The sequence below is a fragment of the Aurantiacibacter sp. D1-12 genome (assembly GCF_028858515.1).
Lineage (GTDB): Bacteria > Pseudomonadota > Alphaproteobacteria > Sphingomonadales > Sphingomonadaceae > Alteraurantiacibacter.
This window is the reverse complement of sequence record NZ_JAPJZJ010000003.1, coordinates 86,115-111,685: the sequence shown is the minus strand read 5'-3', so window position 1 is coordinate 111,685 and position 25,571 is coordinate 86,115. Positions and strand designations below refer to the sequence as shown.

28 protein-coding genes and 1 tRNA gene are annotated in these 25,571 nt (G+C 61.3%); 12 read left to right on the top strand and 17 right to left on the bottom strand.

Features of this window, described 5'->3' with window-relative positions:
* Nucleotides 1-63 precede the first annotated feature (63 nt).
* The gene (locus OOZ52_RS07515; RefSeq protein WP_274697895.1) at nucleotides 64-2,979 is read left to right on the top strand and encodes a DUF2339 domain-containing protein; all 2,916 of its coding nucleotides are present in this window, start codon (nucleotides 64-66) and stop codon (nucleotides 2,977-2,979) included.
* 63 nt (nucleotides 2,980-3,042) lie between these two features.
* Here the strand turns inward: OOZ52_RS07515 and OOZ52_RS07510 are convergent, their stop codons facing one another.
* The 3 genes from OOZ52_RS07510 to rplK all read right to left on the bottom strand — a co-directional run bounded on the left by OOZ52_RS07510 (nucleotide 3,043) and on the right by rplK (nucleotide 5,167).
* Entirely contained in the window at nucleotides 3,043-3,888 is an 846-nt protein-coding gene (locus tag OOZ52_RS07510; protein WP_274697894.1) for a PEP-CTERM sorting domain-containing protein, read from the bottom strand.
* A 153-nt stretch (nucleotides 3,889-4,041) separates the two neighbouring features.
* Complete coding sequence (rplA, locus tag OOZ52_RS07505; RefSeq protein WP_274697893.1) at nucleotides 4,042-4,731, bottom strand: 50S ribosomal protein L1; 690 nt, start codon at nucleotides 4,729-4,731, stop codon at nucleotides 4,042-4,044.
* A 4-nt stretch (nucleotides 4,732-4,735) separates the two neighbouring features.
* Nucleotides 4,736-5,167: a 50S ribosomal protein L11 gene (rplK, locus tag OOZ52_RS07500; RefSeq protein WP_274697892.1), complete on the bottom strand. Its 432-nt coding sequence runs from the start codon at nucleotides 5,165-5,167 to the stop codon at nucleotides 4,736-4,738.
* 362 nt (nucleotides 5,168-5,529) lie between these two features.
* Here rplK and OOZ52_RS07495 point away from each other — a divergent pair, with 362 nt between their 5' ends.
* From OOZ52_RS07495 to OOZ52_RS07475, 5 genes are all read left to right on the top strand, one after another.
* Nucleotides 5,530-6,837 (top strand): arylsulfotransferase family protein, encoded by a 1,308-nt coding sequence (locus OOZ52_RS07495; protein ID WP_274697891.1) that lies wholly within the window; start codon nucleotides 5,530-5,532, stop codon nucleotides 6,835-6,837.
* Nucleotides 6,825-7,094 carry a hypothetical protein gene (locus OOZ52_RS07490; protein ID WP_274697890.1) on the top strand — a complete coding sequence of 90 codons (270 nt, stop codon included), beginning with the start codon at nucleotides 6,825-6,827 and terminating at the stop codon, nucleotides 7,092-7,094. The genes OOZ52_RS07495 and OOZ52_RS07490 overlap by 13 nt, the downstream gene beginning before the upstream one ends.
* Entirely contained in the window at nucleotides 7,091-7,471 is a 381-nt protein-coding gene (locus tag OOZ52_RS07485; RefSeq protein WP_274697889.1) for a hypothetical protein, read from the top strand. The genes OOZ52_RS07490 and OOZ52_RS07485 overlap by 4 nt, the downstream gene beginning before the upstream one ends.
* Before the next feature lie 4 nt (nucleotides 7,472-7,475).
* Nucleotides 7,476-8,537, top strand: coding sequence for a sulfotransferase (locus OOZ52_RS07480; RefSeq protein ID WP_274697888.1), 1,062 nt, complete (start codon nucleotides 7,476-7,478; stop codon nucleotides 8,535-8,537).
* A gap of 95 nt (nucleotides 8,538-8,632) precedes the next feature.
* Nucleotides 8,633-9,430: a CPBP family intramembrane glutamic endopeptidase gene (locus OOZ52_RS07475; protein WP_274697887.1), complete on the top strand. Its 798-nt coding sequence runs from the start codon at nucleotides 8,633-8,635 to the stop codon at nucleotides 9,428-9,430.
* A 79-nt stretch (nucleotides 9,431-9,509) separates the two neighbouring features.
* On the opposite strand, the gene nusG is transcribed toward OOZ52_RS07475, so the two are convergent.
* Together nusG and secE are read right to left on the bottom strand one after the other, a co-directional pair.
* Nucleotides 9,510-10,049 carry a transcription termination/antitermination protein NusG gene (nusG, locus tag OOZ52_RS07470; RefSeq protein WP_274697886.1) on the bottom strand — a complete coding sequence of 180 codons (540 nt, stop codon included), beginning with the start codon at nucleotides 10,047-10,049 and terminating at the stop codon, nucleotides 9,510-9,512.
* A 46-nt stretch (nucleotides 10,050-10,095) separates the two neighbouring features.
* Nucleotides 10,096-10,308: a preprotein translocase subunit SecE gene (gene secE, locus OOZ52_RS07465; protein WP_274697885.1), complete on the bottom strand. Its 213-nt coding sequence runs from the start codon at nucleotides 10,306-10,308 to the stop codon at nucleotides 10,096-10,098.
* Between the two features lie 293 nt (nucleotides 10,309-10,601).
* Here secE and OOZ52_RS07460 point away from each other — a divergent pair, with 293 nt between their 5' ends.
* The gene (locus tag OOZ52_RS07460; RefSeq protein WP_274697884.1) at nucleotides 10,602-12,137 is read left to right on the top strand and encodes an alanine/glycine:cation symporter family protein; all 1,536 of its coding nucleotides are present in this window, start codon (nucleotides 10,602-10,604) and stop codon (nucleotides 12,135-12,137) included.
* Between the two features lie 177 nt (nucleotides 12,138-12,314).
* On the opposite strand, the gene OOZ52_RS07455 is transcribed toward OOZ52_RS07460, so the two are convergent.
* From OOZ52_RS07455 to OOZ52_RS07445, 3 genes are all read right to left on the bottom strand, one after another.
* Nucleotides 12,315-12,464, bottom strand: a complete 150-nt coding sequence (locus OOZ52_RS07455; protein WP_274697883.1) for a hypothetical protein — start codon at nucleotides 12,462-12,464, stop codon at nucleotides 12,315-12,317.
* Between the two features lie 113 nt (nucleotides 12,465-12,577).
* On the bottom strand, nucleotides 12,578-13,753 hold the full coding sequence (locus OOZ52_RS07450) for a glycosyltransferase family 87 protein (RefSeq protein WP_274697882.1): 1,176 nt from the start codon (nucleotides 13,751-13,753) through the stop codon (nucleotides 12,578-12,580).
* Nucleotides 13,754-14,049: 296 nt separating this feature from the next.
* A tRNA-Trp gene (locus tag OOZ52_RS07445) sits at nucleotides 14,050-14,125 on the bottom strand.
* A gap of 80 nt (nucleotides 14,126-14,205) precedes the next feature.
* On the opposite strand from OOZ52_RS07445, the gene aat reads away from it, so the two are divergent.
* A complete protein-coding gene (gene aat / locus OOZ52_RS07440; protein WP_274697881.1) occupies nucleotides 14,206-14,919 on the top strand; it encodes a leucyl/phenylalanyl-tRNA--protein transferase in 714 nt (237 codons plus the stop codon).
* Here aat and OOZ52_RS07435 read toward each other — a convergent pair.
* The 4 genes from OOZ52_RS07435 to OOZ52_RS07420 are packed head-to-tail and all read right to left on the bottom strand — an operon-like array spanning nucleotide 14,859 to nucleotide 16,865.
* Nucleotides 14,859-15,383, bottom strand: a complete 525-nt coding sequence (locus tag OOZ52_RS07435; RefSeq protein WP_274697880.1) for a DUF2155 domain-containing protein — start codon at nucleotides 15,381-15,383, stop codon at nucleotides 14,859-14,861. The genes aat and OOZ52_RS07435 overlap by 61 nt on opposite strands.
* Nucleotides 15,365-15,763: an NADH:ubiquinone oxidoreductase subunit NDUFA12 gene (locus tag OOZ52_RS07430; RefSeq protein WP_274697879.1), complete on the bottom strand. Its 399-nt coding sequence runs from the start codon at nucleotides 15,761-15,763 to the stop codon at nucleotides 15,365-15,367. The genes OOZ52_RS07435 and OOZ52_RS07430 overlap by 19 nt, the downstream gene beginning before the upstream one ends.
* Before the next feature lie 42 nt (nucleotides 15,764-15,805).
* Nucleotides 15,806-16,297: a DUF192 domain-containing protein gene (locus tag OOZ52_RS07425; RefSeq protein WP_274697878.1), complete on the bottom strand. Its 492-nt coding sequence runs from the start codon at nucleotides 16,295-16,297 to the stop codon at nucleotides 15,806-15,808.
* The gene (locus OOZ52_RS07420) at nucleotides 16,284-16,865 is read right to left on the bottom strand and encodes a regulatory protein RecX (protein ID WP_274697877.1); all 582 of its coding nucleotides are present in this window, start codon (nucleotides 16,863-16,865) and stop codon (nucleotides 16,284-16,286) included. The genes OOZ52_RS07425 and OOZ52_RS07420 overlap by 14 nt, the downstream gene beginning before the upstream one ends.
* Nucleotides 16,866-16,986: 121 nt before the next feature.
* Here OOZ52_RS07420 and OOZ52_RS07415 point away from each other — a divergent pair, with 121 nt between their 5' ends.
* Complete coding sequence (locus tag OOZ52_RS07415; RefSeq protein ID WP_274698335.1) at nucleotides 16,987-18,723, top strand: fatty acyl-AMP ligase; 1,737 nt, start codon at nucleotides 16,987-16,989, stop codon at nucleotides 18,721-18,723.
* On the opposite strand, the gene OOZ52_RS07410 is transcribed toward OOZ52_RS07415, so the two are convergent.
* Nucleotides 18,720-19,115: an MAPEG family protein gene (locus tag OOZ52_RS07410; protein ID WP_274697876.1), complete on the bottom strand. Its 396-nt coding sequence runs from the start codon at nucleotides 19,113-19,115 to the stop codon at nucleotides 18,720-18,722. The genes OOZ52_RS07415 and OOZ52_RS07410 overlap by 4 nt on opposite strands.
* A gap of 5 nt (nucleotides 19,116-19,120) precedes the next feature.
* Complete coding sequence (locus tag OOZ52_RS07405) at nucleotides 19,121-20,695, bottom strand: TIGR00341 family protein (RefSeq protein ID WP_274697875.1); 1,575 nt, start codon at nucleotides 20,693-20,695, stop codon at nucleotides 19,121-19,123.
* Nucleotides 20,696-20,809: 114 nt separating this feature from the next.
* Between OOZ52_RS07405 and OOZ52_RS07400 the strand changes: the two genes are divergently transcribed.
* The 3 genes from OOZ52_RS07400 to OOZ52_RS07390 are packed head-to-tail and all read left to right on the top strand — an operon-like array spanning nucleotide 20,810 to nucleotide 23,170.
* A complete protein-coding gene (locus OOZ52_RS07400; RefSeq protein WP_274697874.1) occupies nucleotides 20,810-22,021 on the top strand; it encodes a toxic anion resistance protein in 1,212 nt (403 codons plus the stop codon).
* Between the two features lie 10 nt (nucleotides 22,022-22,031).
* Nucleotides 22,032-22,862, top strand: coding sequence for a hypothetical protein (locus OOZ52_RS07395; protein WP_274697873.1), 831 nt, complete (start codon nucleotides 22,032-22,034; stop codon nucleotides 22,860-22,862).
* Complete coding sequence (locus OOZ52_RS07390) at nucleotides 22,862-23,170, top strand: polyhydroxyalkanoic acid system family protein (protein ID WP_274697872.1); 309 nt, start codon at nucleotides 22,862-22,864, stop codon at nucleotides 23,168-23,170. The genes OOZ52_RS07395 and OOZ52_RS07390 overlap by 1 nt, the downstream gene beginning before the upstream one ends.
* A 24-nt stretch (nucleotides 23,171-23,194) precedes the next feature.
* Here OOZ52_RS07390 and OOZ52_RS07385 read toward each other — a convergent pair whose 3' ends face one another.
* From OOZ52_RS07385 to OOZ52_RS07375, 3 genes are read right to left on the bottom strand one after another with little or no spacing between them, the layout of a single operon-like run.
* Nucleotides 23,195-23,662, bottom strand: coding sequence for a DUF2721 domain-containing protein (locus OOZ52_RS07385; protein WP_274697871.1), 468 nt, complete (start codon nucleotides 23,660-23,662; stop codon nucleotides 23,195-23,197).
* Between the two features lie 12 nt (nucleotides 23,663-23,674).
* On the bottom strand, nucleotides 23,675-24,706 hold the full coding sequence (locus OOZ52_RS07380; RefSeq protein ID WP_274697870.1) for a mannose-1-phosphate guanylyltransferase: 1,032 nt from the start codon (nucleotides 24,704-24,706) through the stop codon (nucleotides 23,675-23,677).
* A gap of 56 nt (nucleotides 24,707-24,762) precedes the next feature.
* Complete coding sequence (locus OOZ52_RS07375) at nucleotides 24,763-25,488, bottom strand: hypothetical protein (RefSeq protein WP_274697869.1); 726 nt, start codon at nucleotides 25,486-25,488, stop codon at nucleotides 24,763-24,765.
* Nucleotides 25,489-25,571: the final 83 nt, after the last annotated feature.

Here is a 25,571-nt window from a genome sequence, read left to right as displayed (position 1 = left end):
TCCATCGGGCTTGCGCGACTGGCGTGACCCGCTAAGCTCAGCTCATCCGGGGGTCGTAACTTCATGGAATGGCTGATTATTCTGGTTCTGTGCGTGGCGGTAATCGCGCTCTGGGACCGCGTGCGCATCCTCGGAAGGCGCGTCGAGGAGATAGAGCGGCACGATTATACGCAGCTAGCCGAACTCTCCGAAGAGCCGAAGATACACACGCATTCGGAGCCGGAAGCCGAGCCTGCGCCCGTCCCTGCTAAGGCCCGAACGGCGCCACCTGAAGAGCCGATCACACAAGAGTTACCTCCTCTTTATGATGAGCCTCCTGTGGAAGCTCCACCGCCGGACCAACCGGTGGATTACGAGGATCAAGGCGCCGGTTTCCAGCTGCCAAAATTCGACTTTGAAGACATCTTCGGGCGGCGTCTGCCCATCTGGCTGGGCGGTATCGCGCTGGCCGTCGGCGGCATTTTTCTGGTGCGGTATTCGATCGAGAAGGGGTTGCTCGGCCCGCAAGTGCGCGTTGCCTTGAGCTTCCTATTCGGCTTGCTCCTGCTCGCCGGCGCGGAGGCCGCCTATCGCTTTGAGGATCGCGTTGCCGACCCGCGCGTGCGGCAGGCATTGGCAGGAGCGGGCATCGCGACGCTCTATGCTGCGTTCTACCTCGCCGGTGCGCAATACGGGTTGATCGGGCCGGGCGTAGCGTTTGGCGGGCTTGCGCTGGTGACAGTGCTCGCGCTCGCCCTTACCTTCCGCTTTGGTTTGCCCACCGCTGTGCTCGGCCTTGTCGGCGGCTTCGCAACCCCGATGATGGTGGCGAGCGAGGAAGCCAATGTCCCTGTGCTCGCATTCTACCTTGTGTTGCTGACGGCCGGGCTGGCGCTCACTGCCCGACGCCTTGGCAACCGCTTGCTGGGCGCGGCTGCACTGGTGGGCGGATTTGTCTGGGGCGTCGGCATGCTCGCCTCCCAGCCGAACGCCGGGGGCGATGTGCTGGCAGTCGGGTTATACGTGTTGGCGCTTGGAGCAGTAGTGCCCATTGTGCTGGGCCGCGATGCAGCATTTCCCTACACGCGCGTGCTGGCCGGAGTCATCGCAACCGTGCAGCTCGCGGCCCTCGTCGCGCTGGCCGAGTTCTCCATGCTCACCTGGGGCCTTTATGCCCTGCTCGCAGCTGCCCTCGCTTTCCTCAGTTGGGGAGAGGAACGCCTGCGGCTCGCCAATGTCATGGCGCTGGCACTGGGCATTGTATTGTTGATCATGTGGCCCGATGCACCCGCAGCAGACTTTAACAGCATTGTCTGCACTCTGGCCGTCATCGGACTTGGCCTGCCGCTGATGCTGGTTTGGCGCAACGCGGCAACGCCTGTGGAGCTCGCGCAACTTAGTGTAGGCGCACTGGGCCTTGGCCTTGCCAGCTACCTGCACTTTCCCGTTGCGGACAATGATGTGATGCTGCCGATGCTGGCACTCACCTTTGCTCTGCTTGCCATAGTTGTCGCGCTTGGTGCGTGGCGGCTCTGGATGGAGGACAGCAATCTGGGCCAGCTGGTCGCGCTGCCAGTGGGAGCGGCAGCGATACTGGCCTTCGGTGCGACTCAGATGGTGCTGGTCGGGTGGGCCGAGGTGATCGGTGCGGCAGCCATCGCGCTTGTGCTTGTGGAGCTGGTACGCAGACGCCGCGATGTGGCACTTGCTGGCGTTGCATGGGGTGGGCTGGCTCTCACCATCGTAACGCTAGTTGCCCCTTGGGCCTTCACCCGCGAACTCTCGTATGCGGTTGGCGATCCGTACAGCACGCGAGATCTGCCGCAGGCATTGGTGCGCTGGGGCGTGGCCGCATTACCCTTCGCCGTGATGGCCTATGTCGAATGGCGCCGCCCTGCCGCGCGCCTGGCAGAGATCTTGCTGGCCCTGCTCGCCTATGTCTGGCTCTCCCAGATCGTGCCGGGAGATTGGCTGGCATGGACCGCTGCGCTGGCAGCTGCTGCGATCGTCTGGTGGCTTGCACCGCGTGGAGCGCTTTCGGGCACCTTCGTCACCATCGCGTTCTTCTGGAGCCTCCTGCCGCTCATCGAATGGATCGAGCGCGGTGCAGAAGCGCTTTCGGGTTTCCCGATGCTGGCTAGCGAACTTCCCACACCTGCCGATGCGCTCCGCCAAATCCTGCCCGTAGCACTCGCAGCCGCTTTCGCCTGGTGGCGTATTCGTGACAGCAAGCGCATGCGGCCGCTGCTCGCCGTGGTCGCGCTCGCCACAGGCATTGTTGTCGATCATACGCTGTTCAAGCAGCTCTTTGCACTCGCCTCATTCGAGGACTTTATCCATCTCGGCATGGCAGAGCGAACCGTGTGGCAAGCGCTACTTATGGGTGTTGGCGTTGCTATCCTTCACTGGTTGCCCGATTGGCGCCGCCTTGGCATCGGACTCTTGGGAGCGGGCCTTGTCCACTTCATCATCTTCACTTTCCTCCTCCACAATCCGTTGTGGAGCGAGCAGGCCGTGGGCGTACTGCCTATCATCAACTGGCTCACACCCGCCTATCTCCTAGCCGGAGCGGGCGTGTGGTGGCTGGCACGGCAAGGGCCGGAGGTGATGCGAGATCGCTTGCGGGTGCTGGGTGACGGGGTGATCATGCTGCTGATCGCTTTCTGGGCGCTGAGCGAATTGCGGCATGCCTTTGCCGGAAGCATTCTCACCGCCACCCCAATGACCCAGACCGAAGACCTGCTGCGCTCACTCACCGGAATTGTGCTGGCGCTGGGCTTCCTCGGGTGGGGTTCGCGCACCGGAACGCGCAGCTGGCGGATCGGATCGCTGGTGCTGATGCTGCTCGCGGTGTTCAAAGTCTTTCTGGTGGATGCCGCCGGGCTGGACGACCTGCTGCGCGTCGCCAGCTTCATTGCGCTGGGCTTCAGCCTGATCGGTATCGGCTGGTTTTATGCTCGGCTGTTGGGGCCGCGCGCTGCACCTCAAAACCACACATGAGAAAGGGGCGGAGAATCGCTTCTCCGGCCCTTTCGCGTGTTCTGTAAGCTGTAGGAAAGGCCTTCAAGCCAGAGCCTGTTGGCCCTTCCGCAACCGGAACGCACCAAACGCGCCGAGACCAAACAACACCAGCATTCCGGGCGCAGGGACTGGTGTACCGCTGCTGGCTGAATAGGTCGGCAGGCTCCAGCTCCCGCTGAACAGCAGATCGAAGAAGCCCTGCCCTTCGGCCGAGAAGGGATCGGTGCTGTAAACCGGGATGTTGAGTGCGCCGACCGATCCTGTTCCCTGCAGTCCGTTCAATCCGAAAATGACCGGATCGTATGCGGCAGACGGCGTGCAACCGGTTGCACCAGAGCATGGCACGTAAGTGCCGCTCGCAGCATCGTAGATATAGCCCGGCCCGCCATAGGCGCCGGAGTTGAAGCTGGAATCGGGGTCGATGTAGTATGTGTCGGTATTGTAGTCGTAGACCAACCCCACACGGGCCACCGTCGGTTGGCCGAAATTCAACGTTGGTTGCAGTGGGGTACTGACCGAGAAGCTCTCGATATAGCCGGTGACTGGGTCAGTACCCGGATCGAGCGAACTCACAGCGAATTCGTAGATTCCGTCTTCGGCGATCGGACCGGCGTAGAAGTTGTCGTAGAATTCCTGCGTCGGCACCTGCGCCGTGGCGGTGAACGTGAAGCTGTCACCAACTTGCAGCGGATAGTCAGGCAGAGGTCCAGTGTAATCCGTCAGCGTGCCATCGGCGAGCCGTACACGCAGATTGTCCTCAGCGTTCTGGATGACAGTGGCATCGTAAGTGATCGTGATTTGCTGCGAAAGAGGGACCGTTTCAGCCCTCACCTGGCCTGGTAGCAGGGCAAAACTCATCAACGCCGTAAAAAGAACTGGCCTGATCATAGAGCGACTCCTTCGGTCAGCCATCTGACACCGGATAAGCGACTGTACCCATTAACCATTTTGCTGCGTGCCGTTTCGGCACAAAGAGAAAGGGCCGGAGAATCGCTTCTCCGGCCCCTTCGCTTGTTTCGGATTCTGTAGGACAGTCCTAAATCAGGCCCCCTCAACCTCGGCGAGGTCGATCTTCAGGCCCGGGCCCATCGTGCTGGTCAGCGAGACCTTCTTCACGAACTTGCCCTTCGCGCCCGAAGGCTTGCCCTTCACAACAGCGCCGGTCAGCGCCTGGAAGTTGGCCTTGAGGTCAGCGTCCTTGAACGACAGCTTGCCGATGCCCGAGTGGATGATGCCCATCTTCTCGACACGGAATTCGACCTGGCCGCCCTTGGCGTCCTTCACGGCCTGCTCCACGTTCGGGGTAACGGTGCCCAGCTTCGGGTTCGGCATCAGGCCCTTGGGACCCAGCACCTTACCGAGGCGACCGACAACGCCCATCATGTCCGGCGTGGCGATCACGCGGTCATAGTCGAGGTTGCCTGCCTGCATATCTTCCATCAGGTCTTCGGCGCCAACCTTGTCAGCACCGGCAGCGGTAGCCTTCTCGGCATTGTCGCCACGTGCAAACACGGCAACCTTCACGTCCTTGCCCGTGCCACCCGGCAGCGAGACCATGCCACGGACCATCTGATCTGCGTGACGCGGGTCGACGCCGAGGTTCATGGCGACTTCAACGGTCTCGTCGAACTTGCCCTTGTGCTCGCGGAGCACGGCGATGGCTTCGTCAACGGTGTACAGCTTCTCGCTATCGAGTTCCGCGACCTGCTTCTGCTTCTTGGTCAATGCCATTGGTTCAGCCCTCCACCACATCGAGGCCCATCGAACGCGCGCTGCCCTCGATGATCTTCATGGCCTGGTCGATATCGTTCGCGTTGAGATCCTTCATTTTGGTCTCGGCGATTTCCTTGATCTGGCTCTGCTTGATTTTGCCGACCTTGTCCTTGTTCGGCTCGCCCGAACCCTTCTTCACCTTGGCGGCTTTCTTCAGCAGATAGCTGGCAGGCGGCGTCTTGGTGGTGAAGGTGAAGCTGCGGTCTGCATAGACGGTGATCTTCGTCGGGATCGGAGCGCCCTTTTCGAGGCTGTCCGTCGCGGCGTTGAAGGCCTTGCAGAATTCCATGATGTTCACGCCGCGCTGACCCAGGGCAGGGCCGATGGGGGGCGACGGGTTGGCGATGCCGGCGGGCACCTGAAGGTTGATGTAACCTTCGATCTTCTTGGCCATGATGGCCTCCTTTTCTCACTGTTCCCCGCAGCCGAAGCCACAGGGTCATGTTAAGCGGTCCAGCGCCACTGTTTGCACAGCAGCTCCCGCACGGATTTCCCGATGCTTTGAACGAGAAGGCGCGCAGATAGCGGTTTTCGCGGCAAATGCAAGCGATTCCCCCTCGGCAGCAGGCAAAGGTGTGACAGGTGTTACACAGTCCTGACGGGAAACTATTCCGGGGCGAAAAGCGGCTGCAAACATGGCCGAACCGTGCAGAGCGAACCGCCCTGTAGGAAAGCCCCGATCTTTACTCCTCGTTTACCATGACTGGTTAGAACTGCCTTACACATTGAAATGCGTTTGCGGACAACAGGGTAACAGTGGCGAAACAGTCCAACTTTGCGGAGAGGATATTCCTGCTCCTGGCGATGATCACGACGGGCGGGCTGCTCGGCGCGCTGAACATCGCACCCTTCCCGCAGATCGCCGACAGCGCGCGCATGACCATGACAGTGGTGGGCGGAATGTTCTCCAGTCGCCCGAGCATTCTCCTGCCCCTGACTTACGAAGGCGAAGGCCTGGTCACGCACGACACCGCACGTAGCCAGCCCGGTCTCACACTCGTCCAGGGCATCATGGAAAATGGCCACGAAGTCCGCTTGCTCGGCCCCGATGGCGAGACGCTGCACAGCTGGACGCCCGACTTCTACGCCAGTTGGCCCAATGCCAGCGAGGTGATCCCGGCCAAACGCATCCCCGCATCGCAGAACCACTATGTCAGCCAAGGGTTGTACCCGCTTCCCGACGGATCGCTGATTGTGAACTTCTCCGGACTCGGCACGGCTCGTATTGACGCCTGTTCGAACACCATGTGGGCGAGCACCGCCCCGCGCCACCACTCGGTAACGCCTGATGGGCAAGGCAATTTCTGGATCCCCGGCCACATCCCCGCAAGCGATACGCCGAGCGAGTGGATGCCCGATGGCCTCGATCCGCAGGAAATCGAAGACGATATCGCGACGGACCACTATTACCACGACAGCGTCACTCTGATGAGCGCCGACGGCGAAACGCTGCGCGAGTTTTCCGTGCTACGCGCCATAGTCGAGGCAGGCCTTGAAGGTGCGCTCTATCTCTCGGCGCAGGATCTGCGTACCGATGCGACGCATATCAACGACATCGACCTTGTCACCGCCCTGCTGGCGGACCGGATTGAGAATGTGAACGAAGGCGACCTTCTCGTCTCGCTACGCGCTATGAACATGATCGCCATTCTCGATGCGCGGAGCGGCGCGCTCAAATGGCATCGCCAAGGTGGCTGGGTGCGCCAGCACGACCCCGACATCACCGCTGACGGCATGATCGACATCTACAACAACCGCTCGCCCGAAATCCGCGCGCTGGGAGCGGGCAGCCAGATCGTTCGCTTCGACCCTTCCACCGACACCAGCGAAGTGCTGGTCGATGGCTTTTTCAGCGACATCATGGGCGTCCACCAGCTGCTCGACAACGGCAACCGTCTGGTGGTCGAAAGCCGCGCCGGACGCGTGTTTGAAGTGACCCCCCAAGGCGAGGTGGTGTGGGATTACCGCCAGCCGTGGGACGATGAATATGCCGCCCTGTTTTCCTTCGGCATGCGTGTGCCGACAGACTTTTTCGAAGAGGAATTTCCGACATGTACAAATTAGGCAAAGTCACTGTGCCCACCTGCGTGGCACTCGTCGCCTTCGGTGAAAGCCCGGCCCACGCCTATATGGGCGCAGGCGCAGGCCTTTCCGCCATCGGATCGATGATCAGCTTCCTCGGAGTGCTGTTCCTGATGGTGTTTGGCTTCATCTGGTTCCCCTTGAAGCGCGCCTTCAAAAAGGCAACCGGCAAAAATGAAGACAGTGCCGCCACCGAAAGCGCCAAGGAAGACGCATCGGAACCCGAAGAAGCCGCATGATCGCCGCCTACGTCCTCAGCTGCATTCTGCTGGTGCTGGCCTTTCAGGGGCTGCGCGTGTGGCCGCGCACGGCCGAAATGACGCGCGAACTGCGCACGGCATTCGGCGTGATGGCAGCAAAGGACATGAGCGATGACGAGAAGGAGCGCGAGATCCAGACGCGCTCGATCCGCGTGCTTGGGCTCACCGCGAGGCTGACACTGGCACTGATCGTGACCTTCGCCGCCGCCGCTGCACCCGTCGCTATTGCTGTCTGGGCAGACTGGCTGACGTGGGAGAGTTTTCTGATCTTCTCGATCCAACCGCTGGTGATCGTGCTGACGGTGGTCGCGCTGGCGCTGTGGCCGCGTGTGCAATCGCGCTTCGCCCGGGGCTGAACGAGTGGCGCTGGAAGACTACAGCTGGGCGGACCGCATGGTCCATCGCATGGCTTTTTCCGCCAAAGCGCCGCAACGTATGCTGCGCGAGATGGAAGACAGCCGCTTCGGCGAAACCATAGCCGCGCAAAGCATCACCGCACCGATTTTCATCACCGCCCTGCCCCGCGCCGGGACCACGCTGCTGCTCGAACTACTGGCCAAGCATCCCGACGTGGTCACGCACACCTATCGCGATATGCCCTTTGTGCTTTCACCCGTGATCTGGCGACAGTTCTCGGGCCGCTTCCACGCCAAGCAGGACGCGAAGGAACGCAGCCACGGTGACGGGATTATGGTCAGTGCTGACAGCCCCGAAGCGTTCGAGGAAGTCTTCTGGCTGAACCATTGCGCCGAGGATTTTTCAGGCGGCGCGATTGCGCTGCGCGAGACTATGACCGCGCCGACCAAAACCGCCATGCGCCAGCATATGCGCGCGCTGATGCTTTCACGCGGCGCTTCGAACGCCCGCTATGCCTCCAAGAACAATGCCAACATTGCACGCCTGCCCGCCCTGGCCCAGGCCTTCCCCGATGCGCACATCATAGTGCCACTGCGCAACCCGCTCGATCAGGCGCAATCGCTACTGCACCAGCACACGAAAGCGCTCGCGAGCCACTCGGCCAGCGCTTTTGCGGCCCGCTACCCGCGCGATATCGGGCACTTCGAATTTGGCGCCGATCACCGCCCGATCATGTTCCCCGGCATGGAGCAGGTGCGCGCAGACCATTCGCCCGACACGCTCGACTACTGGCTCGCCTACTGGATCGCTGCGATGCGCCATGCGAAGGAAAGCCGCAGCGCGCGCTTTGTCGATATGACGGGCTTCACGCATGATCCGCAGGGTGTGCTCGCGCTGTACCACCTGCTGGGGCTGGAAGCCGCGCCTGAGGCTAGCGCAGTGGCACAGGCGATGGTGAAGGCGATCCGTTCCTATGACACGCCGGTCGAAAGCACTCTCGCGGACGAGGCGCTGGGACTGTTCGAGAAACTTGGCGGCACGATGGCAGGATCGCTTTCCGCTTAGGCGGCGCGTTCTACCTGTAGGAAAAAGTTCGCTGGGCCCTTGTCCGGCATACAAAAGCCGTCGAGATGGTCCCGGGGCACAACAGGGAACGGACGATGGCAGAAACCAATATCAAAAATACGGGCGCGGCGACGCCGATCACTTCCGGCGGGACACTGCTCTGGGGGTTCCCGTTTCTGCACGTATTGACCGTTGCAATCGTCTATTTCGTAGGCAGCACGCTACCCGCACTGCCAGCGGTCTTCGCGCAGATCGAGAGCGGTGCCGCGGGCGATCCGGAGTTGAGCTCGCTCACCGTAGCGCTCACCGTGATGGTCGGCATGGCGCTCGGCCTCTTGATGAGCTGGTTCTGGCTCAAGCGTGAAGGCGTTGTGGGGGAGGCGTGGAACCTCAGCACACCGCCCGTCAGCTGGGGCCGCACGATCGGCTGGGCTGCTGCGGCAACCTTGGTAATCTTCCTGATCTTCGGTCTTGGCGGAGCGGCGGTCGACGCGCTGGGCCTTGGCGCGCCCGATCCGGGCTTTGTGCTCGACCTCGTCACCGAAAGCCCGGCGATGTTCGCGGTGTGGATCATCGGTGTCGCGATTCTGGCTGCAGGCGCTGGTGAGGAATTGCTCTATCGCGGTTTCCTGATGGATCGCCTGTCTCGCGTCGCCGGACTGCGGGACAAGATTTGGCTGGTAATTATCATTCAGGCCGTACTGTTCGGCCTGCCCCACGCCTATCAGGGCTGGGGCGGTGTGGTGGTGACCGGCACTGTCGGCCTGTTCTTCGGCTGGTTGCGGGTGCGGATGAACGGCAACCTGTGGGCCTGCATTATCGCCCACGCCGCAGTGGACGTGCTGGCGATGAGCCTTGCCTATGCCGAGAAGCTGGGTTGGCTGAGCGTGTAAATACACGTCCACACGGCACACAAAAAAGCAGCGCAAGGCAACCGTGCCCTGCGCTGCTTTTTGATTTCGTCAGAAGGTCTTACTTGACCAGTTCAACCTGGTCGAAGTCCAGTTCCACCGGAGTTGCGCGGCCAAAGATCGAAACGCTGACCTTGACCTTCGCCTTATCGAAATCGAGTTCTTCGACTTCGCCGTTGAAGCTTGCGAACGGCCCTTCGAGCACCTTGACCTGATCGCCGATTTCGTAATCGACGTGGATGTCCTGCTTGGGTGCGGCCTTGGCTTCTTCCACACCGCCGAAATAGCGCGCGGCTTCTTTCTCGCTGATCGCCTGCGGCTTGTTGCCCGAACCGAGGAAGCCGGTAACCTTCGGCGTGTTTTTCACAAGGTGATAGACATCATCCGTCATGTTGAGCTTGGCGAGCACATAGCCGGGCATGAACTTGCGTTCGACCTGCACCTTCTTGCCGCGCTTGATCTCGGTCACGGTTTCGGTGGGCACTTCCACCTCTTCCACGCCTTCGGAAAGGCCCAGACGCTCTGCTTCGGAAAGGATCGCGTCGCGCACCTTGTTCTCGAAACCGGAGTAGGCGTGAATGATGTACCAGCGGGCTGCCATGTTGTTACCCTTTATCCCTCAATTATCTTCGTAAGCGTGATCGTGATCAGATCAGTTCAAGCAGGGTTTCAACCACCCAGCCGAACAGCGAATCGACGCCGAGGAAGAACAGCGAGAGGATCACCACCATGATGAACACGAAGATCGCGGTGCGGACGGTTTCCTCACGCGTCGGCCAGACGACCTTGCTCATTTCCGAGCGCACCTGACGCACGAATTCGCCGGGGCTGGTTTTCTTCTTCGGTGTTGGTTCGGCCATGATGGGCACTTCCCGCTTGTCTAAAACTTGTCTCGTGCCTTCCGGGTAGGGCTCCTCGCCGCCCCGGTTTAGGTCCGGGAGGGGCTTGATGCTCTGCCAATGTCGGAAGACGATTGGCTATCTAGGCGCGTGGCCACGCCTTGGCAAGAGTGGGAAATGGGGGGCGGGCGCAGAAATTTCCAGCGAATCCGGCCAAAATGCGCGCCAATATGCAGAAGGGGGCTAGGCATGACCGTCTGCCACCGATAGCAAGGCGCCAACAATTTTCAGAGGGACGCGAGGGGATTTCTCGAATGGCGGCACAAGACGCGAGCGTAAGCCTGGTCGACAGGGTTACGAATGTTTCCGACTTTATCTGGGGCGGCACGTGGAACGGCGAAGTCCTTCCGTGGCTGTCTATTGGCGGGCAACCGATCCCACCCATGACGCTGATCCTGCTGGGCATCGGCATGTGGATCATGATCGGGCTGCGCTTTTATCCCATCGTCAAGCTGGGCAGCGCATTCAAGGGCCTGTTCAAGAGCCGCAAGAGCGACGGCGACGGTGAGATTTCACCTTTTGCCGCACTCTCGACCGCACTTTCCGGGCAAGTCGGTACGGGTAACCTGGCAGGTGTCGCAACTGCGATCGCCTTGGGTGGCCCCGGCGCTATCTTCTGGATGTGGGTGACGGCACTTGTCGGCATGGCACTCGCCTTCGCCGAAGGTTCGCTTGCCATCCGCTATCGCGAGAAAACATCTGACGGCGTCTATCGCGGTGGTCCGATGACCTACATCATGATGGGTCTGGGCAAGAAATGGACATGGCTCGCCATCCTGTTCTGCCTCGGCACGCTGTTTTCGGCACTGGTCACAGGCAACTCGATCCAGGCCAACGCCATTGCAGACGGCATGACCGAGCTGTTCGGCATTGAGGAATGGCTTGGCGGTGCGATTACCGCGATCCTGGTGTTCATCGTGATCATTGGCGGCATCAAGTCGATCGGCAGCGTGGCGGAAAAGATCATTCCGTTCATGGCTGCAAGCTACATCCTCATGGCGGTGATCGCGCTGATCCTGAACTTCGGCGATCTGCCCGAGACTTTCGGTCTGATCTTCCACGGTGCGTTCAACCCGCAGGCAGCCACGGGTGGCTTCGTGGGTGCGGCGATCATGCTGGCGATCCGCGCCGGTGTCGCGCGCGGCCTGTTCTCGAACGAGGCAGGTCAAGGTTCGACGCCTATCGCTCACGCGGTGGCACAGACCAACGATCCGCAACAGCAGGGCCGTATGGCTATGTTGGGCACCTTCATCGATACCATCGTGATCTGCACCATGACGGCGCTGGTCATGCTGACGGTGGAGGGTAACTTCACCGCTGGTGAAGAGGCCGTGCGCCACGCGTGGAATTCCGATCTCCAAGGCTTTGCGATGACGAGCGGCGCTTTCGCAGCGGCTTTCCCGTTCGAGATTGTTGGCGTCCCGCTCGGCACGTTAGTGGCATCACTCGCGCTGATCCTGTTCGTGTTCACCACACTCCTCACCTGGAGCTACTACGGCGAACGCGCGATCACCTTCATCTACGACCGCGTTCCGGGTTCGACTCGCGGCGGCGAAAAGGTGCTGCACATGATCTGGCGTGTGCTGTGGTGCGTGGTGATCTACATCGGATCGACGCAGGATCTGACGCTGGTCTGGCGCATGGGCGATATTTCCAACGCCGCGATGGCGCTGCCCAACCTGCTGGCACTCGCGCTGCTCTCTGGCGTGGTGTTCAAGCTGGCAAGGGGCGAGAAGGACGCCGGGCCAACGCACACGGCAGACACACCGGAAGAGCCGAACGAATACTGAGACTCTTTTGCTTTTCGCTCCTGCCTCCGCAGGAGCGTCCTCGCTAAGCGCGCAGGCGAGCTGCGCCCGCTGCGGGCGGCCAGTCGGCCTTGCGGTCCGCTTATCGCGGACCGATCAAAGAGAAAGGGCCGGGAGCTTTGCAGCTCCTGGCCCTTTTCTATGGGTTATGGTTTTTGATCAGCGCCAGCCGAACAGGCGCTCCAGAAGGCTCGGCTCTTCCATCGGCAGTACACGGCCGTGCTTGGCAAAGCGCAGGCTGGCATCGGTGTAAGGACGCGGATTGCTCCAGGCGTCATTGCGGCTGGATGTGTAGATTCGATTGCCCATAGTGGCCTCCTGTTCCTTTTCGGCGACTGCGAATGCCCTCCATTCGTCGCCGGTAGGGAACGGATTACCGCCTGCTATCTGAATTCGCTGTGGGCGGTTGGTTAGCCTCGCGTTCAGCTTTGTGAAGAGTTGTATGAACGCCCGCCGCCACGCGACCAGATCAGCCAGACCAGTGCAAGCGAGGCGAGTGCCATCAGGTTGATCTCCAGCGGGAGAGCTGCCGCGCGGGTGGCGTAGGGCGCGGCAAACAGCACGACGAGGCCAAGTTTCTCGTATGATCGGAAGCCCTCACGCAGTCCTTCGCGCACCAGCCACAGCACCGGCAGGATCAGGAACGGCAGGTCGTAGCTGAACAGATAGGGCGAGGTGAGCGCGGTGGCGGCCAGCACAAAAGCACCGCTCGCCAGCATGTCTCCGCCAAAGCGCCTCGCTGACAAGAATGCCAGCGCGCCCATGCAGAGCGCCACCAGCGCGTTGGCCGCCAGCGCAAGGGGCACCGTCGCAAACAGGCGCAGCTGGCTGTAGATACTCGCCATACGCAGATAGAACTCGGGATCGTCCCCGCGCATGATCGCGGCGCTTGCTTGCCAGCTATCCATGTAGCCGAGCATCGTTTCGTTGCCGAACACCAGCCAGCTCAGCAACAACAGCCCGGCTGCACTTGCGCCAGCAGCCACGAAAGCGCGCCATTGCCGTGCGCCCGCCAGCCAGAAAGGAATGAGGATCGCCAGATGCGGCTTGATGATGAGCGCGCCGAGTAACATTCCGCCGAAAACAGGCCGAGTGCCCATCGCTGCCACGCCGCCCACCAGCAGCGCTCCTGTCAGAAGGCCTGTCTGCGCGTGACCAGCTGCGAGCAGCGCGCCCGGAAATACGAGAATGATCGGCCAAAAACGCGGAAAGGCGCGAATGCTCGCCCAGGCCCACAGCGTGAAGGTCACAGCGACCCAGGCGATCCACGCCAGCGGGAATGGCAAGGCGCCAAACGGGGCGGCGGCAAACAGGAACGGCGGCGGATTGACGAACGCGAACCAGCCAGTGCTACCCGTGCCGGTCTGTACTCGCTCCTGCGTCGCAAGATCATATGCCGCCGCCGGATCGCCGGAGACCGTCACATGCCCCGCACCCCAGAATGCGAGGAAATCGGTCCCATCCGGCCCCATCGCCTTGAGGTAGGAATTCACCAGCAGCGCCAAGGAGGCAATGCCGAGGATCACCGCGTATCCGCGCACACGCCGGCTATCGAGCCAGTCGGCTTGGCGGATGTGGTTGAGTTTGCCCCCGGACATAGTCGGGACGTTAGCGGAATCGCGTGAATAAGGAATCCCTTGTTTGTTTTTCGCACCGACCTCCGTCGGTGCGTCCTCGCTAGATGCGCAGCAAGCTGCGCCCGCTGCGGGCGGGCGTTCGCCCTTGCCCTCGGCTAGTCGCCGAGCGAGCTCCGCCACATGGTAGCTATCGCTCGCTGTGATTGGGCGCGACTAGCGCACGACCTAGGCCGACTGGCCGCCCGGACCAGCCGCGTAGCGAAGCGGAGCGAATTGCTGGGAGGACGATCCGGCGGAGGCCGGATCATGAAAATATATGGCAGGGGTGACAGGATTCGAACCCGTGGCCCTCGGTTTTGGAGACCGATGCTCTACCAACTGAGCTACACCCCTGCATTCAGGAGCGCCGCCTCTAATATGCGAATTGCACGATGGCAAGCGACGACATGCTTCCGGCGTGCTAAAGAGCCGCGATGCACTCGCCCCCTCCCCCGACTGCCATCAAGCTGATCCCGCCGGAGATCCTGCTGCTCGCCTATCGCAGCGGCGTTTTTCCGATGGCCGATTCGCGCGATGACGAGGAGGTGTTCTGGGTCGAACCGCGCAATCGGGCGATTTTTCCGCTCGATGGTTTTCGCATGTCCCGCTCGCTCGCCAAGCTGATCAGGCAGGACAGGTACGAAATTCGCGTTGATGGTGATTTCTCTGCAGTGATCGGCGAATGCGCGCAGCCGCGGATCGATCATCCGGGCACCTGGATCAGCGAAGTCATCGATGCGAGCTATCGCAACCTCCACCGGCAAGGTCACGCCCATTCGGTCGAGTGCTGGCACAAGCGCAAGCTGGTGGGCGGCCTTTACGGAGTGGCGTTTGACCGCGTCTTCTGCGGCGAAAGCATGTTCACCCGCGCGGACAATGCCAGCAAAGTGGCTCTCGCCGCACTGATCTGCCTGATGCGGCGAGCGGGTTATGTGCTGCTCGACTGCCAGTTTATGACCGATCACCTCGCCTCATTGGGCGCAGTGCAGGTTTCTCGTGATGACTATCAGGAAAGGCTGTCAGCCGCTTGCGAAGGGTCGCCACGGTGCACTTTGCTCGAAGCGCTGGAGCAACTGCAGGAGGAGGCTCAGGCCTCGGCTTCTTCCCCGGGGAAGCTCATCGCGCAGTCCTTCACCCACACATCGTAGACCGGGTGTTCGACGACATTGATGCTGGGCATTTCCTTGAAAAGCCAGCCGGAAAAAACCTGGTTCCACTGCGTGCCATCGCCGCTATCAACGCGTTCGTTGACGAAGACCTGCACGAAGCCGCCGGTCTGCTGCGGATCTTCCCACGGGGCGGTGCGCTCGCACGCCTGCAGCCGGACGATGACATCGCCAAAGCGGCGCGATTCGCCCGGATACATTTCGATGTCGCGGGTTTCGTTGTTGCGCTTGTTGACGAGTCCGATGGTGGCGAGGCGCTCTTCCATCGGGGTTCCAATACCTTCGGGATTGCCGATCTGCGTAGCGGGCTCGGACTGGAACTCCTCGGGCATCTCGGTCTCTTCAGCCTCCGGAGCGGGTGCATAGCCTCCGCAGGAGGTCAAGGCCAGCGTGGCCAGCGCACCGGCGCAGACGGCGCGTAGAGCGATCACGCGTCGGGCGACCATGCTTCGTAGTCACCGGTGGCTGCGGCGCGCTTGCCACCGCGTTCCAGTGCACCCGCGGGCAGGTAACGCGCATCGGTGCCGGTAGCATTGGGCGTGTAATCGGCTTCCCAGATCTTCGGCGGAGCGAGATGGCTTTCGGGCAGCTCGTCATACGAGCCGTGCAGCCAGCCGTGCCATTCGGACGGCACGCGGCTTGCATCATTGGCACCATCATAGATGACCCAGCGGCGCTCTTTCTGGCCTTCTTTCACGTTCTTGGAACGGTAGTACTTGTTGCCCTGCGCATCGGTGCCGACATGCTCGCCATTCTTGAACGACCACCACAGCGTGCCGATGGTGGCGCCTTCCCACCAGGTGAAGATTTTCATCAGAAAGTTCATGGGGGCGCGATTAGCGGATTCGCTGGCGAAGGCCAATAGCCATTACCACTCTACGCTATCACCTGGCTCGAGACCTAGCTCTTCCGATCGACCGGCTGCCAGCTCCAACACGGCAATACCCGGACGGTCAGATGTAATTGGCTCCTCATTATACGGCTCGCCCTGCCCGATGTTGATGACCTGGCGGTTCTCGTCGATGAAGATGAGGTCGAGCGGAATTACCGTGTTTCGCATCCAGAAGCTGAGCGGCTGCACCGGATCCTTCGGGAAAATCATGCCTTCATCGGGACCGAGCTCCTGCCGGAACATCAGTCCGCGGCTCTGTTCCTGCTGGGTCGCCGCAACCTCAGCCTGGATTACGTGAGTGCCATTCGACGTTGTCAGCGTCACCGGAATAACCTCGAGACCGGAGATCGGATGTGTCGCCACCGCTTCTTCAACGACCGGCGCAGCAGCTTCCTGCGCAGCTTCACCGCTACATGCTGCCAGCGTCAAGGCCGCCAGCGCCGCAAACACATTCCTACCGAAATTCATCGTCACCATTATCCTCCGCTTCGGAGATCCATTGTTCCACTGCCCTCTCGCTTGGCGCATCCAGCACCGCGCGGGCGTGATCAAAGGAATGGCCTGCCCGCAGCATGGCTGCAATCTGTTTTTCGCGCTTTTCCTTATCGGGAGCCTCGATAGCGAAGGGGCCAAAGCGTCTGCGTTGTGCTAATCGCACCGCCGCTTGCCGCTTGGCTGCATCACCCGGTCGCATTTGTGACCGGACCTCTTCGTTGACGCCCGCTTGCCCCAGCGCCTGATTGACACGCCGTGCACCATATCCTCGCCGCAGCAGATCGGATGCGCGCGCACGGGCGTAAACTTCATCATCGACGAAGCCTTTTTCAACGAATTTCGCCACCAATTGAGGGACATCAGGCTGATGGTCATCTTCCCAACCACGCTCGCGCAACTTGCGCGCCAGATAGCGTTCCAGCTTGGCCGCTGTGGTTGCAAACCGGGCGGCGTAGGACAGCGCCAGCTCCTCCAGCGAGGCAGCCGAAAGCGGTTTCGGCGCACGCCGCTTGCGTATTCCCCCTTGTCGATTGCTGTCCATTGGCCTTATTCGTGCCACACTTCCCTTCAAATGGGAAAGCTTGCGGCGTGGAACAACCAATTTTCCCGCCGTTTTGTATATGGGAAGCGCCGTAGAAGCGCGTTGAAGATGAGGGTTCCCCATCACACAGACGACTGAGCTAACGCCGACACCGAACGATTGTCCGTTGCCGCGCCGCCGATCCGATTTCGCCACCTTCGTCGAAGCGATCGAATATGCCGCGCGCAGCGAAAAGGGCATGAACTTCTATGACCCGCGTGCCACGCTGGAGCGTGTCTACACCTACCGCGAAATGCGCGAAGACGCGCTGGTCGCAGCGCGCCGCCTGATGGGCATGGGAATCAAGAAGGGTGACCGTGTCGCCCTGATCGCTGAAACTAGCCCCGAATTCGTCGCCGCCTTCTGCGCCTGCGTCTACACCGGCGCATGGCCGGTGCCGTTGCCGCTACCGACCACGTTCGGCGGCAAGGACAGCTATATCGACCAGTTGGGCGTCCAGCTTTCCAGCAGTGACCCCGCCGTCTTGCTCTACCCCGCCGAGATCGATGAAATGGCGCGCGCCGCTGCGGACAACCAGGGCTGCAAGGGCATGAATTGGGACGAGTTCGCCGCGCTTGACGCGCCCGAGGCAGACCTGCCCGAAGCCGACCCCGAAGACATTTGCTACCTGCAGTATTCTTCCGGCTCGACCCGCTTCCCTACCGGTGTTGCGGTCACCCACCGCGCATTGCTGCACAACCTTTATGGCCATGCCGAAAGTATGCACATCGGCGAAGGTGATCGCGGCGTCAGCTGGCTGCCGTTCTATCACGACATGGGTCTTGTCGGTTGCTTCCTGTCGATGGTCGGCAATCAGGTGAGCGCGGATTATCTACGCACCGAGCATTTCGCCCGTCGCCCGCTCGCATGGCTCGATCTGATCAGCCGGAACGAGGGCAATTCGATGAGCTATTCGCCCACATTCGGCTATGACATCTGCGCGCGCCGCATTTCCAGCCAGAGCCATGTGGCGGACCGGTTTGATCTGTCGCGCTGGCGGCTTGCCGGCAACGGTGCCGACATGATCCGCCCTGACGTGATGCAGCAATTCGTCAACGCCTTTGCCGATGCCGGCTTCAAAGCGAGCGCTTTCACGCCGTCATACGGGCTTGCTGAAGCGACACTGGCCGTCACCGTGATGCCGCCGGGCGAAGGTATTCGCGTGGAACTGGTCGAGGAAGAACGCCTTTCGGGAACGCAGCGAGATCTTTCGCGCCCCGCCCGCTATCGCGCCATCGTCAACTGCGGCAAGCCGCTGCCCGACATGGATGTCGAGATCCGCGGCGAGAATGACGAGATCAAGGGCGATCACCAGATCGGCAAGGTCTGGTGCCGTGGCCCCAGCGTCATGCACTCCTACTTCCGCGATGAAGCCGCGACCGAGGACTGCCTGGTCGATGGCTGGCTGGATACCGGAGACATGGGCTACATGGCCGATGGCTACCTGTTCATCGTCGGCCGGGCGAAGGACATGATCATCATCAACGGCAAAAACCACTGGCCGCAGGATATCGAATGGGCGGTAGAACAGCTGCCCGGCTTCAACCACGGCGATATCGCCGCCTTCTCGGTCGAGACCGAGAGCGGTGAGGAAGCACCCGCCGTGCTCGTCCATTGCCGCGTGAGCGACCCCGAAGAGCGTGTAAAACTGCGCGATCAGATCGCCGACAAGGTACGCTCTGTCACCGGCATGAACTGTGTGGTCGAACTCGTGCCCCCGCGCACCCTGCCGCGCACAAGCTCAGGCAAGCTGAGTCGCGCGAAGGCGAAGAAGCTTTACCTTTCGGGCGAGATCATGCCGCTGAAACTGGCAGCCTAACCCAGCAACAACACGCCCAGCACGTAAAGCAGCGCGACTAGCCCCGCGCCCCACACTATGGTGCGCACTTTCGGTACGCCGGCCCAGTATAGCGGCAAGTAAATCGCCCGTGCGCCCAGCCACACCCACCCTGCAAGCGCGGTCCATTCATTTGCCTTCTCCGCCAGCACCACGCCGAATAGTGCGATGATCGCGAGCGGCAAGGTTTCGATGAAGTTGTCTCGCGCACGCTCCAGCCGAGCTGCCAGATCATTGAGCGGCGGCATATCCGCATCACGCGCGCCCATATTCCAATCCTTGCCATATTGCTTCGTCTTGAAATGGACGGCGACGAACACGTGTACGACCAACAGCACTCCCGCGAGCGCAAGCACAGTGATTTCGGGTGCCATTGTACCTACTCCCCCGCTGCCCAGCTGACGGTCACCGTACCGTGGCCCGCTCCGTTTGTCTCTTCCATCATGCTGCGATTGTCGGTCGAAAGGATGGTACGGAGCGCCGCGACCGAATCCGCCGGACCTGTCAGGCGCACGGGAATGCTGGTGCGATCCTGCGCCCAGCTGGCCAACGCGAGAGCGCGGCGGCCCTCAGCTGTCGGTCGCCACACGGTCTCTCCTTCAGCATTCTCGACCTGCTCGAAGGCGATATTGGGAAGAGCGCGGAGCGGCGGGGTGAAGCGGATATCCCATTCCGGCTCGGTCGCATCGATACGCCGTTCGAGCTCGCGATAGGTCGCCATTGTCGCCCCCGCGAGCGGGCGGGCAACGACGATAGCGCGGCGGCGTTCGCGGTCGATAGTCACATCGTCGGTCGGCACCCCGGCGAGCAAGGCGAGACGATCGGCGATGTTCTCCATCTGCTCGACAGCTTCGGCTTCACGGGTACGAGCGGCAGCAAGCTGCGCTTCTTCGGCTGCGTCTTCGCTGGTGCCGACCGGGATCTGCGTAAGGGAAACATCAACCGTCCGGCCCAGTCGCTCGCTGATCGCTGTTTCAGCCAGCACCTCTGCATCGCCGATGATCTCGGGCGTCAATACCGTTGCAGTTATGTGCACCGTTTCGCCCTCGTAGTTTGGGTCGAGCGTGTCGACCCGCGCACGGCCATCGAACGTCTCTTCGATCACGGTATTGATCTGCCGTGTCGCGGTGGTCTCCCAAACGATCTGGCGCAGCGAAAGTAGCAATGGAATCGCCAAGACCACAAAGGCGGAAAAGATCAGAAAGGCCTGCAACTGCGTCTGCTTGTCCGAAAGACTGGTCGAAAAGCCATATGCGCGCGCCATCGCCGTGGCTGTCAACGCAATGGCGGTAAGGTTGGTGATGAACAGGAACAGCGCGCCCCAGAACACCGTGCCGTTGAAAGTCGCAAGACCGAAGCCGACGACGGCCAGTGGCGGCATCAAGGCAGTAGCAATCGCCACGCCAACGATGGTGCCCTCACGCCCCCGGATCATCGCGTAAGCACCGGCAATGGAGGAGAAAATCGCTACGCCGAGGTCGAACAGCGTCGGACGAGTTCGAGCGGCAATTTCGGCTGTGATCGTCTGCAAGGGCGAAAAGAACACGATCATCGCGCAGAACAGGATCGCAAACGCCGTGCCGACGGCCAGCGACTTGGCCGATTGCCTCAGCCATTTGTAATCGCCAATCGCCAGTGCAAAGCCCACACCCATGATCGGATCCATCAGAGGCGATAGCAGCATGGCGCCGATCACAACCGCGGCGGAACCCTGCAGCAGACCAAGAATAGCAATCCCGGCAGACATACAGGTCATCAGCAGGTAACGTGCCGAAAGCGTACATTCGGCACGACGCTTTTCGATGACCGCAACCTGGTCCACGGTGCCGCTGACATCCTTGCGCCACCAGCTGTTAAAGTGCGTCAGGCTCTCTGCAAGATTGGCCTTTGCCTTGTCGAGCGGCTGATCGGCAGTGTTCGGACTATTCGCGTCGGGCGCGTTTGGTGTTTGCATTGTAGCCTATTATCGCGGAAACTCGATTGGCACAAAGCTTGATGCACTAAACTTGAATTGCGTGTCTTGCATCACTAATACAGTTAGTGAGGAACGAAGAGGGATTTTGCCGCGATGGCCACGACAAACGAAACAACGACCAAGACAGACCTTGATCTGGAGCTGACTCCGCCTGAACCGGTGCCCACAGTCGCACCCGAAAAGGCCGCCGGACTTGTCCCCGTGAGCGAGGAGAAGAAGAGCGCGCTGCAGGAGAAGGTTGACGGTTTTGTTGACGAGCTTGTTGCGCTTGATGCCAATTCGCCCGATTTCGGCAAGAAGGTCGACCAGATCACCAATATGGGTCGCAAGGAAATCATGGCAGCCAGCCAGATGTCCAACCGCTTCCTCGATCGCCCTGTGCGCGCGATGGACCAGGAAAGCGGCGTTGGCGCGGATCTGGCAGAGCTGCGCCGCGTGGTCGAAGATCTCGACCCCGGCAAGCGCGGTAAGCTGTCCAAGCGGCGCAAGTTCCTCGGCATCATCCCGTTCGGCAACAAGCTGCAGAACTATTTCCGCAGCTACCAGAGCGCGCAGGGGCACATCCAGTCGATCCTTAGCAACCTTTCCAGCGGCAAGGACGAACTGATCCTCGACAATGCGGCCATCGATGTCGAACGGCAGAAACTGTGGGAAGCAATGGGCAAGCTTGAGCAGATGATCCACATCGCCAAGACGCTCGATGGCCAGCTCGAAGAAAAGGCAGCCGATCTCGACGCAACCGATCCGGAAAAGGCCAAGGCGATCCGCGAGACCGCGCTGTTCTACGTCCGCCAGCGCACGCAGGACCTGCTGACGCAGATGGCGGTGTCGGTGCAGGGTTATCTCGCACTGGACCTGGTCAAGAAGAACAATGTCGAGCTGGTGAAGGGTGTTGATCGCGCCAGCACCACCACGGTGGGCGCGCTGCGCACCGCTGTGACCGTGAGCGAGGCGATGACGAACCAGAAGCTGGTGCTCGGCCAGATCACCGCGCTCAACGAAACCACCGCCGGGATTATCGATTCCACCGGCGAATTGCTGCGTTCCAACACCGCGCAGATCCACGAACAGGCGGCCAGCAGCACCATCCCGATGGAAACGCTGCAGCGCGCCTTCCAGAATATCTACGATACCATGGACGAGGTCGATACCTTCAAGCTGCGCGCGCTCGACAGCATGAAACAGACAGTCGACACACTGTCTGTCGAGGTCGAGAAGTCCAAGGGCTATATCGCCCGAGCCGAAGGACAGGCCCAGGCCGCCCAGCAGGTGCAGGACAGCGGCCTGCTGTCGCTGGAGCCGTAAGGACGCATTGATGGTAGATTCCACCGACCAATCCGACCGTATCCTGAGGGAAGCCCGCTCCAGCCTGCAAATGCAGCGCGAAGGCGGCTATCACCGGCGCGGCGGTGGCTCGATTGGCGAAGGTTCGCGGAGAGTAAAGAAGTCCAACCGGATGAAACGGCTGAAGCTGTTTTTCGGGACAGTCTTTGCAATCCTCGCCGGAGCCAGCATCTTTGGTGTCTTCATCGAAGCGCTGGGTTTTGGCGGAGTGATGATCGTTGCCCTGATGATCGTTGCTGCCGTTTTCATTTTCAGCAATTTTCCAAAGGTGAGGGCGCCCAAACTCCCTGATCTGAAGCGCGTGCAGGACGCCAAGCAACTGGTCGCGCGCACCGAAATCTGGCTCGAGCACCAGCGCGAAAAGTTGCCCGAGGCTTCCGCGCGTCTCGTACACAGTATGGGCTCGCAACTCGATGCTCTGGGCCAGCAGCTTGCGCATATCGATCCCGAGCACCAGGCGGCAGGCGAAGTGCGGCGACTGGTGGGCGAAATCCTTCCCGAAACGATCCAGACCTATCTGCGCATTCCGGCCAACCTGCGCAGTGAGGAACGCGCTGGCGCTACGCCTGATGCGCAGCTTGAGCGCAGCCTCAAGAAGATCAGCAAGGAATTGGACAGCGTCACCCGCCAGCTGGCCGAAGGTTCGCTCGATGACCTCGCGATCAAGGACCGCTATCTCGACTATCGCTATGGCGATGCGGAAGGCAATCCGCTCGATAGTGCAGCCGATAACGGTGTGCCTCTGAATGAAGGCTCCGGCGTTCCGCTCCCCGACTTCGATACGGCAAAGAGCAAAAGCTGATGCAGGTCGCGATCCCGCATGATCTGGGCCGAGAGGAAGTGCGCCGTCGCCTGCGCGAAAATGGCCATTCCATCGGCGACAATATTCCCGGCGGAATGGCCGATGTCGCAACCAGCTGGCCGACCGAAGACCGCATGACGCTCACCATCACCGCGATGGGGCAAGGGCTCACCGGACACATTGATATCGAAGACAGCCAGGTGCTATTCGAAATGATACTTCCGGCTGCTCTCGGTTTCCTCAAGCCCATCGTCGAAGGGGCCATAGCGGATCAGGGCCGCCGCATGCTGGAGCCGCCCAAGGAGTAACCGCGGGGAATTTGTCCACGCCGCCTAGAGCTTGCGCTCACGCTCCAGATAACTCTCCGGAACCCGCAAACCTTCGGTCGCTTCGCGCGTTTCGCGCAGGAACAGCACAAGCGCCCACATCAGCAGGCCAATCGAGACGATAAAGGTCGCAGCAGCAATCGGGTTAAGTCCGACATGCGCGAACTCTTCGGCAAACAGCAGCACCACTGTCACCCCGATCGCGAGGCTCGCGATGACCAGCAGCCGCAAGGCCTGGTTAATGAGTGCAATCCGGCTATCGAGCAGGCGGATTTCCCGCACCACGTCATCATGCTCCATGCCTTCGGTAACGCCGTGCTCGCGCTGCAGGTCTCGGCTGCGGTCCACCACGCGGCCAAGGCGCTGTGTCAGCGTGCCGATGATATTCCCGATAGCCACGAGGAGAAAGACCGGCGCAAGCGCGAGCTGGATGGTCTGGGCAATCATCACATCGGCTTCCGGAGACAGTCCCATCGGCGGCACCAACTATTGCCGGGCCGCGCCGGACAGTTTTCCGACTTTCTGCGCGCCATCCATGGAGGTGACGAGCACTTCATCGCCATCCACCACGATTGCGACATCTTCCAGACCGATTGCCGACACACGCGGGCCGTCACTATCGACCAGGACATTCCTGCAGTCGACAAGTTCAGCATTGCCGTTGACGCGATTGCCGTTATCGTCACCCGCGCGGGCATCGCGCAGCGCAGGCCAGCCGCCGATATCGGACCAGCCCATTGAAACGGGCACCATTGCCGCGCGCGATGTCTCTTCCATCACCGCATAGTCGACCGATTCAGACTGGACCTGCGCGAACGGTTCGGGAGCAGGATGGAACCGCGCGCCCTCTTCACTGCCCTGCTCGACAGCGGCCCGCACAGCAGCCGCGAGGTCAGGCCTATGCGCCTCCAACTCGGAGACAAATGCACCCGCCCGGAAAGCGAAAATGCCGCCGTTCCAGCTGTATCCACCGTGTGCCAGGAACTCGGTCGCGCGCTCCAGATCGGGCTTTTCGACGAAACGCTCGACCGCAAAGCCACCCTCCAGCGGGTCGCCCTGCAAGATATAACCATAACCCGTTTCGGGGTGTGTCGGAGTAATGCCAAAGGCGACCATCCGGTCTTCCCGCGCCAGCTTAGCAGCCGCCTGAGCCGCTGCCTGAAATGCCGCGACATCGGCGATATGATGATCGCTCGGGCACACCAGCATGACTGCGTCTTCGGGCAGGCGCAGCGCCGCAAGTGCGATGGCTGCCGCGGTGTTCTTGGCTTCGGGCTCGACAATAATCGAAGCCTCTGCATCGCCCAGCTGCGCCTCAACATGCGGCAGATGCGCCGCCCCGGTCACGACGGTGGACGCAGCAAACTGCGCAGGATCACTCGCGCGGGCAATCGTTTCCTCGAACAGCGTCTGCTCGCCGACGAGCGGTAGGAAGGGCTTGGGCATGGTCTTGCGGCTGCGCGGCCAAAGGCGCGTTCCGCTGCCGCCGCACATGATAACGGGATGGATCAAGGTCATGGCGCTACCCTGTGTGGAATCGCGCGGCTCACTGCAAGGGATTTCATCACCAAGCCCTAGCGCGCGCGGAAATCGACCCGGTAGCCATAGCGCGCCTCCACCGGCGTGCCGTCGGAAGTGGTGGCTGGGTTAAAACGGATGCGCTCCACCACCAGCGGACAGACACGTGCAGTGGTTTCCGCATCTACGCCAGTGCTCGCCACCGTACAGTTGCGCGCGCGGCCATCCACGGTGACGATAAACTGGACGGTGACCGAGCGACCAAAGCGGGTGGACCGTCCACCTTCCGGGATAGGAAAATCGCGCGATTCATTGAGTTCGCCCGAACGCACCGAAGGCCGGACCGCCACCGCGCCGCCACTGCCCGAACCGCGTCTGCCGCTACCCGTGCCATCACCATTGCCGCCCGCCCCGGTGCCTTCGCCTTCCTGGCGCGCTCCCGAAGCATTTGCCGTCCCGGTGGAGGATGCGCGCGGCGCGGGTGTGGGCCGAGGGATTGGCTGTTCGGGCGCGACCACCTCGCGCGCAATTGCCTCCCGTCCCTCGTCCCCGGCTGCGCCTTCATCGGTGGACGGAGGTGAAATGCTCGGCTCTGCCTCGGGCTCGACGGTGCGCACAGTGACGGTGACCATACTGGTCGCCTGTTCGATCACGTTGGCAGTGAATTCGGGCACAAGCGCACGAGCCAGGCCGTACAGGACAAGCAGGTGAAACAGCACGATCAGCACTACCAGCTTCCAGTCTAGCTTCTTGCGTTTGGCCAGAAATCCGCTTTGCGCCATCGCGATGTCTCCTCTTGGGCCATATTCGCGCGCAGAAGCGCGTCATGCAAGCTTGGCAAGCGCATATGGCAACGCCTAGGGAT

Bases quoted from the DNA above. Each gene is read 5' to 3' on its own strand.
- OOZ52_RS07390 (WP_274697872.1), top strand. From the start codon at position 22,862: ATGCAGGTCGCGATCCCGCATGATCTGGGCCGAGAGGAAGTGCGCCGT.
- OOZ52_RS07375 (WP_274697869.1), bottom strand. From the start codon at position 25,488: ATGGCGCAAAGCGGATTTCTGGCCAAACGCAAGAAGCTAGACTGGAAG.
- rplK (WP_274697892.1), bottom strand. From the start codon at position 5,167: ATGGCCAAGAAGATCGAAGGTTACATCAACCTTCAGGTGCCCGCCGGC.
- nusG (WP_274697886.1), bottom strand. From the start codon at position 10,049: ATGGCAGCCCGCTGGTACATCATTCACGCCTACTCCGGTTTCGAGAAC.
- OOZ52_RS07405 (WP_274697875.1), bottom strand. From the start codon at position 20,695: ATGCAAACACCAAACGCGCCCGACGCGAATAGTCCGAACACTGCCGAT.
- OOZ52_RS07430 (WP_274697879.1), bottom strand. From the start codon at position 15,763: ATGAACTTTCTGATGAAAATCTTCACCTGGTGGGAAGGCGCCACCATC.
- OOZ52_RS07460 (WP_274697884.1), top strand. From the start codon at position 10,602: ATGGCGGCACAAGACGCGAGCGTAAGCCTGGTCGACAGGGTTACGAAT.
- OOZ52_RS07450 (WP_274697882.1), bottom strand. From the start codon at position 13,753: ATGTCCGGGGGCAAACTCAACCACATCCGCCAAGCCGACTGGCTCGAT.
- OOZ52_RS07395 (WP_274697873.1), top strand. From the start codon at position 22,032: ATGGTAGATTCCACCGACCAATCCGACCGTATCCTGAGGGAAGCCCGC.
- aat (WP_274697881.1), top strand. From the start codon at position 14,206: ATGCACTCGCCCCCTCCCCCGACTGCCATCAAGCTGATCCCGCCGGAG.
- secE (WP_274697885.1), bottom strand. From the start codon at position 10,308: ATGGCCGAACCAACACCGAAGAAGAAAACCAGCCCCGGCGAATTCGTG.
- OOZ52_RS07485 (WP_274697889.1), top strand. From the start codon at position 7,091: ATGATCGCCGCCTACGTCCTCAGCTGCATTCTGCTGGTGCTGGCCTTT.
- rplA (WP_274697893.1), bottom strand. From the start codon at position 4,731: ATGGCATTGACCAAGAAGCAGAAGCAGGTCGCGGAACTCGATAGCGAG.
- OOZ52_RS07475 (WP_274697887.1), top strand. From the start codon at position 8,633: ATGGCAGAAACCAATATCAAAAATACGGGCGCGGCGACGCCGATCACT.
- OOZ52_RS07455 (WP_274697883.1), bottom strand. From the start codon at position 12,464: ATGGGCAATCGAATCTACACATCCAGCCGCAATGACGCCTGGAGCAAT.
- OOZ52_RS07420 (WP_274697877.1), bottom strand. From the start codon at position 16,865: ATGGACAGCAATCGACAAGGGGGAATACGCAAGCGGCGTGCGCCGAAA.
- OOZ52_RS07380 (WP_274697870.1), bottom strand. From the start codon at position 24,706: ATGACCTTGATCCATCCCGTTATCATGTGCGGCGGCAGCGGAACGCGC.
- OOZ52_RS07385 (WP_274697871.1), bottom strand. From the start codon at position 23,662: ATGGGACTGTCTCCGGAAGCCGATGTGATGATTGCCCAGACCATCCAG.
- OOZ52_RS07435 (WP_274697880.1), bottom strand. From the start codon at position 15,383: ATGGTCGCCCGACGCGTGATCGCTCTACGCGCCGTCTGCGCCGGTGCG.
- OOZ52_RS07510 (WP_274697894.1), bottom strand. From the start codon at position 3,888: ATGATCAGGCCAGTTCTTTTTACGGCGTTGATGAGTTTTGCCCTGCTA.
- OOZ52_RS07490 (WP_274697890.1), top strand. From the start codon at position 6,825: ATGTACAAATTAGGCAAAGTCACTGTGCCCACCTGCGTGGCACTCGTC.
- OOZ52_RS07400 (WP_274697874.1), top strand. From the start codon at position 20,810: ATGGCCACGACAAACGAAACAACGACCAAGACAGACCTTGATCTGGAG.
- OOZ52_RS07425 (WP_274697878.1), bottom strand. From the start codon at position 16,297: ATGAATTTCGGTAGGAATGTGTTTGCGGCGCTGGCGGCCTTGACGCTG.
- OOZ52_RS07410 (WP_274697876.1), bottom strand. From the start codon at position 19,115: ATGGCACCCGAAATCACTGTGCTTGCGCTCGCGGGAGTGCTGTTGGTC.
- OOZ52_RS07515 (WP_274697895.1), top strand. From the start codon at position 64: ATGGAATGGCTGATTATTCTGGTTCTGTGCGTGGCGGTAATCGCGCTC.